Origin of the sequence: Streptomyces anandii JCM 4720, from assembly GCF_014650655.1 — a bacterium.
In the GTDB taxonomy this organism is placed as follows: Bacteria; Actinomycetota; Actinomycetes; order Streptomycetales; family Streptomycetaceae; genus Streptomyces; species Streptomyces anandii.
Genome location: NZ_BMVJ01000019.1, coordinates 83,473 through 89,535, shown reverse-complemented (window position 1 = coordinate 89,535; position 6,063 = coordinate 83,473). Strand labels below are relative to the sequence as shown.

The following is a 6,063-nucleotide window of genomic DNA, read 5'->3' as shown; positions in this document are numbered from 1 at the left end:
TTGGCGCGAAACGGCTTCTCCCCGATCGCGGCCACGGCCTCCTTGCGCTCGGCGGGCGAGAGATCGGCGAGATGCCGCGGCGGCTTCTTGGCACCGCGCGGCGCGACAAAAGTAAGTTCTCCGGGCTTGGGCATGGTGCTACCAGTGTCGCAGATCGACTTGGGTGACCCCGGGCCCGTGGGGCTCGGGGTCGTGGACGTTGGACGTCACCCGGGAGTGCGGGGGCGCCTGGGGGTGCCGGTCAGGCGGAGCCCACGAAGGCGACCATCAGGAGCCATACCACCGGGGCGGTGGGGAGGAGGGAGTCCAGGCGGTCCATGATGCCGCCGTGGCCGGGGAGGAGGGTGCCCATGTCCTTGATGCCCAGGTCCCGCTTGATCATGGACTCGCCGAGGTCGCCCAGGGTGGCGCTGGCGGCGACCGCGAGGCCCAGCAGGAGGCCCTGCCACCAGGCGCCGCCGTCGATGAGGAACTGCATGCACAGCGCGCCGGCCGCCATGGCGAAGGTGACCGCGCCGAACAGGCCCTCGCGGGTCTTGCCGGGGCTGATGCGCGGGGCGAGCTTGTGCTTGCCGAAGCGCCAGCCGACGGCGTAGGCGCCGGTGTCGCTGACGACCGTCAGGACCAGGAAGGTCAGCACGCGGTACGGGCCGTCGCCCGCGGTGAGCATCATGGCCACGAAGGTGGCCAGGAACGGCACGTAGAAGGCGGCGAAGACGCCCGCCGTGACGTCCCTGAGGTAACCCTCCGGCGGTTCGGTCATGCGCCAGACCAGGACGGCGAGCGCGGTCAGCGCCATGGCCACCCAGGCGCCCTCCGCGCCCCGCACATATCCGGCGACCACCATGGCCGCGCCGCCGATGGCGAGCGGCACCAGCGGCGCCTTGATGCCCTTGCGTTCCTCCAGCCGCTTGGTGAGCTCCCACAGGCCCACCACGACGGCGACCGCGATCACGCCGACGAACACGGCCTTGACGACGAACAGCGACGCGATGATCACGACGCCGAGTCCGACCCCGACTCCTATGGCAGCGCTCAGGTCGCGGCCCGCGCTCTTCTTCTGCGGGGCGGGCGCCTGCTGCGGGGCGTCGGGCATGGGCTCCGGATTCTGCGTCGCCGTCCCGTGGGCCGGGGGCGTGCGCGGCGGATCGTAGGGCCGCGGCTGCGGCGCCTCGTACGGCTGCTGGTGCGGGCCGGCGCCGTAGGGCTGCTGGTGGGTGCCGTACGGCTGCCGGTGGGGAGGGGTCTGCGGCTGCGGGGCGCCGTCGTGGAAGAGGGGGCCGCCCGACCGGGCGGCCCCCGGGTCGTCATCCTGGGTGCCGCCGTCTGCGGGGTCGCCGGGCACGGCGGGCATGGGGCGGGTCTGCCCCCAGTACCCGGCCTGCTGCGGAGCTCCCCAGGAAGAGTCGTTCATCAGACCTCGAGCAGTTCCGCTTCCTTGTGCTTGAGCAGCTCGTCCACCTGCGCGACGTACTTCGCGGTGGTGTCGTCGAGCTCCTTCTCCGCGCGGCGGCCCTCGTCCTCGCCGACCTCGCCGTCCTTGATCAGCTTGTCGATGGCGTCCTTGGCCTTGCGGCGCACGGAGCGGATGGACACCTTGGCGTCCTCGCCCTTGCCCTTGGCGACCTTGATGTACTCACGGCGGCGCTCCTCGGTGAGCTCGGGGAACACCACCCGGATGATGTTGCCGTCGTTGCTCGGGTTGACGCCCAGGTCGGAGTCGCGGATCGCCTGCTCGATGTTGCGCAGCGCGGTCTTGTCGAACGGGGTCACGACCGCCATGCGCGGCTCCGGCACGGAGAACGAGGCCAGCTGGTTGATCGGCGTCGGCGCACCGTAGTAGTCGGCCACGATCTTGTTGAACATCGCCGGGTGCGCACGGCCGGTGCGGATCGCGGCGAAGTCCTCCTTGGCGACCACGACGGCCTTCTCCATCTTCTCCTCGGCCTCGAGGAGGGTCTCTTCGATCACCACTTGCTCCTGCGTGTCTTGAGTAGGCCCGGCCTCGGTTCCCGTCGGGACACGGTGGCCGGCTGCGTCGCGTCTTCTTCCTGCACGGTTCCCGACCGGCAGGACATTGTCCATCCCCCGGTCCGGGTCCGTCCCGCCCGTCCCCCGGACAGGTGGCTTCCCGGCGGACCCTCGGTCCGGGGGCTGGCCGGTCGGTCAGTCCCGGCCGGCCTGGTCACCCACAAGCGTGCCGATCTTCTCACCCTTGACGGCGCGGGCGATATTGCCCTCCTTCAGAAGCTCGAAGACGACGATGGGGAGCCTGTTGTCGCGGCAGAGCGTGATCGCCGTGGCGTCGGCGACCTTCAGGTCGCGGGTGATGACCTCGCCGTAGCCGAGCGAGTCGAACTTCACGGCGTCCGGGTTGGCCTTGGGGTCGGAGTCGTAAACCCCGTCGACCCCGTTCTTGCCCATCAGCAGCGCCTCGGCGTCGATCTCCAGGGCACGCTGGGCGGCGGTGGTGTCGGTGGAGAAGTACGGCATGCCCATACCGGCGCCGAAGATGACCACGCGGCCCTTCTCCAGGTGGCGCACGGCACGCAGCGGAATGTACGGCTCGGCGACCTGGCCCATGGTGATGGCGGTCTGGACGCGGCTGTCGATGCCTTCCTTCTCCAGGAAGTCCTGGAGGGCGAGGCAGTTCATCACGGTGCCGAGCATGCCCATGTAGTCCGAGCGGGCGCGGTCCATGCCGCGCTGCTGCAGTTCGGCGCCGCGGAAGAAGTTGCCGCCGCCGATGACGACCGCGATCTGCGCGCCGTCCCGTACGACGGCGGCGATCTCACGGGCGATCGCGTGCACCACGTCCGGGTCGACGCCCAGGCCCCCGCCGCCGGAGAAGGCCTCCCCGGACAGCTTCAGCAGAAACCGGCCGGGTACTTTGCCGTCGTCGCTCTTCTGGGCCTTGGTGGTCATGAGATCCCGCCTCTGTTACGTGGTGCACATGCGAAGAAGGCCATTGCCGGTGGGGCGTGTTTCGCATCCCATGCAGCGGCAATGGCCTCCTCGTCAGTTCTGCTGTCGTCCGTCACGCGCGCGTGCGATGTCCGCGTACGCGCGTGACGCCGACGACTGCTTACGACCCTATCCGGGTCGGGCGTGAGTCGCGGTACGGACTCAGATGCCCACCTTGATGCGCGTGAAGCGCTTCAGGGTGACACCGGCCTCGTCCAGGACCTTCTGGACCGACTTCTTGTTGTCGAGCGCGTACGGCTGGCCGAGCAGCGTGGCGTCCTTGAAGAAACCGTTCAGACGACCCTCGACGATCTTGGCGATCGCGGCCTCGGGCTTGCCCTCGGCGCGGGTGGTCTCCTCGGCGATGCGGCGCTCGGACTCGACGACCTCGGCCGGCACCTCGTCCTTGGAGAGGTACTTCGGCGCGAAGGCGGCGATGTGCTGCGCGACGCCCTTGGCGACCTCGGCGTTGGGCTTGTCGAGCTCGACGAGGACACCGATCTGCGGGGGCAGGTCGGGCATCGTGCGGTGCATGTACGCGGTCACGAAACCGTCGGAGAACTGCGCGAAGCGGTCCAGGACGATCTTCTCGCCGAGGTTGGCGTTGGCCTCGTCCACGAACGCCTGGACGGTCTTGCCGGCCTCGATCTCGGAGGCGAGCAGGGCCTCGAGGTCGGCCGGGGAGGTCTTGGCGACGTGCTCGGCGATCGTCTTGGCGACGGCCTGGAACTTGTCGCCCTTGGCGACGAAGTCCGTCTCGCACTTCAGCTCGACGAGGACACCGGAGGAGTTGTCGTCGGCGATGATCGAGACCACGGCGCCGTTCTCGGCGGAGCGGCCCTCGCGCTTGGCGACGCCCTTCTGGCCCTTGATGCGCAGCGCCTCGACGGCCTTCTCGACGTTGCCCTCGGCCTCGTCCAGCGCCTTCTTGCAGTCCATCATGCCGGCGCCCGTGAGCTCACGGAGCTTCTTGACGTCGGCGGCGGTGTAGTTCGCCATGAGTCTGTGAATCTTTCTCGAAGTCTGGGAGATCGAAGATCAGGGGACAGCGGACCCCCGGTCCATGGAGCGGGGGTCCGCTGACGCACCGCTGACCTACGGGTGAACGGCGGGAGCGGACTTCATGCACCGCTCCCGCCGTCAACGGCTTCACGCCGACGGATCAGGCCTGCTCGCCCTCGGCGGCGGGAGCCTCCGCGGGGGCCTCGGCCGGCTTCTCGGCCTCGGCGGCGGGGGCCTCGGCGGCGGGGGCCTCGGCGGCGGCCTCGTCGGCCTTCTTCTCGCCCGCGAGCAGGTCGCGCTCCCACTCGGCGAGCGGCTCGCCCGCGGCCTTCTCGCCCTTGTCACCGGCGGCGACACCGGAACGGGCGATGAGGCCCTCGGCGACGGCGTCGGCGATCACACGGGTGAGCAGGGTGACGGAGCGGATCGCGTCGTCGTTGCCCGGGATCTTGTAGTCGACCTCGTCGGGGTCGCAGTTGGTGTCGAGGATGGCGACGACCGGGATGTTGAGCTTGCGGGCCTCGCCGACCGCGATGTGCTCCTTCTTGGTGTCCACGATCCAGACGGCGCTCGGCACCTTCTGCATCTCGCGGATACCGCCGAGGGTCTTCTCCAGCTTGGCCTTCTCGCGGGAGAGGACCAGGAGCTCCTTCTTGGTCAGACCGGAGGACGCGACGTCCTCGAAGTCGATCTGCTCGAGCTCCTTCAGGCGCTGCAGGCGCTTGTAGACGGTCGAGAAGTTGGTGAGCATGCCGCCCAGCCAGCGCTGGTTGACGTAGGGCATGCCGACGCGGGTGGCCTGCTCGGCGATGGCCTCCTGCGCCTGCTTCTTCGTGCCGACGAACATGACCGTGCCGCCGTGGGCGACGGTCTCCTTGACGAACTCGTAGGCGCGGTCGATGTACGACAGCGACTGGAGCAGGTCGATGATGTAGATGCCGTTGCGCTCGGTGAAGATGAAGCGCTTCATCTTCGGGTTCCAACGGCGGGTCTGGTGACCGAAGTGGACGCCGCTCTCCAGCAGCTCCCGCATCGTGACGACGGCCATGGCCGTACTCTCCTTGAGTTTCTCGGTTGTGCCGCGGATGCCGGACGGCTTCCGCGCCTGACGCCCGCGGTGCGCCGTGCCACGAGGGACCGAGGGGCGCTGACACCGACCGTCGCCGGTCGGGGTGTCGGGGCGTGCGAAGTCGACCCGGTGACCCGGATCGCCACCAGAAGTGTACGGGACCCGGGAGGTGCCGGGTGACGCCGCTGTCCACAACGGGCGGGTTGTCCACAGGCTCCGGCACGATCACGTGCGATACGGGACCGTGAGCACATGTCTCGGACACGGACGAACGAATGCGAACGGCCCCCGGTGAGCGGATGGGCGCGAGGACGGCTCTGCGTGCTCGCGGGTGCGGCGTTGACACTGCTCGCGCAGACGCCCCGGGCGGGGGGAGGCGGTCCGGCTCCGCCACACGCCTGGCGCGGTGTCGCGGCGGTCGCGTCGGTCGACTCGGTCACTGCGGTGCGCACGGTCGGGAGGGGGACGGCGGGTGCGGCGGGTGCGGCGGGTGCGGACGGTGGTTCGGTGCCGGCGGTCGGGCGGGGGTGGCCGGTGGGGGTGCGCCCGCCGGTCCTACGGGGCTGGGAGCCGCCGGCGACGGTCTACGGGCCCGGGCACCGGGGCGTCGACCTGGGCGCCGCCCCCGGCACTCCGGTACGGGCGGTGGCGGCGGGCCGGGTGTCCTTCGCCGGGCGGGTGGCGGGCAGGGGCGTGGTGTCGGTGGAACTAACGGGCACGGGTGACCCGCCCCTGCGGACGACGTACGAACCGGTCCAGGCGTCGGTGACCAAGGGCCAGGAGGTGGCCGCCGGGGAAGTACTCGGCACATTGGAGGAGACGGGCTCGCACTGCGGGAGCGCATGCCTGCACTGGGGCCTGCTGAGAGCGGACACCTATCTGAACCCACTCCTGCTCCTGCCCCCATGGCTGCTGAACCCGGCACCGCCAAGACTCCTGCCGGTACTGGACGTACCCCTGCCTCCGTGACGGCGGCAGGGGCGAGGTGGGGTGGGCGGGGGCGGGGGCGGGGAGGGGAGGGGAGGGGC

Annotated in this window: 6 protein-coding genes and 1 pseudogene; 1 reads left to right on the top strand and 6 read right to left on the bottom strand. The window is 70.1% G+C overall.

Annotated features, from left to right (window positions below):
• From IE249_RS38680 to rpsB, 6 genes and pseudogenes are all read right to left on the bottom strand, one after another.
• Nucleotides 1–134 (bottom strand): annotated as a pseudogene (locus IE249_RS38680) (dual-specificity RNA methyltransferase RlmN); the annotation flags it as partial.
• Nucleotides 135–241: 107 nt separating this feature from the next.
• Nucleotides 242–1,414, bottom strand: a complete 1,173-nt coding sequence (locus IE249_RS27905) for a phosphatidate cytidylyltransferase (RefSeq protein ID WP_189709087.1) — start codon at nucleotides 1,412–1,414, stop codon at nucleotides 242–244.
• On the bottom strand, nucleotides 1,414–1,971 hold the full coding sequence (frr, locus tag IE249_RS27900) for a ribosome recycling factor (protein ID WP_064537659.1): 558 nt from the start codon (nucleotides 1,969–1,971) through the stop codon (nucleotides 1,414–1,416). Before frr ends, IE249_RS27905 begins: the two co-directional genes overlap by 1 nt.
• A gap of 195 nt (nucleotides 1,972–2,166) precedes the next feature.
• Nucleotides 2,167–2,925: a UMP kinase gene (pyrH, locus tag IE249_RS27895; RefSeq protein ID WP_189709085.1), complete on the bottom strand. Its 759-nt coding sequence runs from the start codon at nucleotides 2,923–2,925 to the stop codon at nucleotides 2,167–2,169.
• Between the two features lie 201 nt (nucleotides 2,926–3,126).
• A complete protein-coding gene (tsf, locus tag IE249_RS27890; protein ID WP_189709083.1) occupies nucleotides 3,127–3,963 on the bottom strand; it encodes a translation elongation factor Ts in 837 nt (278 codons plus the stop codon).
• Between the two features lie 163 nt (nucleotides 3,964–4,126).
• Entirely contained in the window at nucleotides 4,127–5,014 is an 888-nt protein-coding gene (gene rpsB / locus IE249_RS27885) for a 30S ribosomal protein S2 (protein WP_189709081.1), read from the bottom strand.
• 273 nt (nucleotides 5,015–5,287) lie between these two features.
• Here rpsB and IE249_RS27880 point away from each other — a divergent pair, with 273 nt between their 5' ends.
• Nucleotides 5,288–6,004: a murein hydrolase activator EnvC family protein gene (locus IE249_RS27880; protein ID WP_373304463.1), complete on the top strand. Its 717-nt coding sequence runs from the start codon at nucleotides 5,288–5,290 to the stop codon at nucleotides 6,002–6,004.
• Nucleotides 6,005–6,063 lie beyond the last annotated feature (59 nt).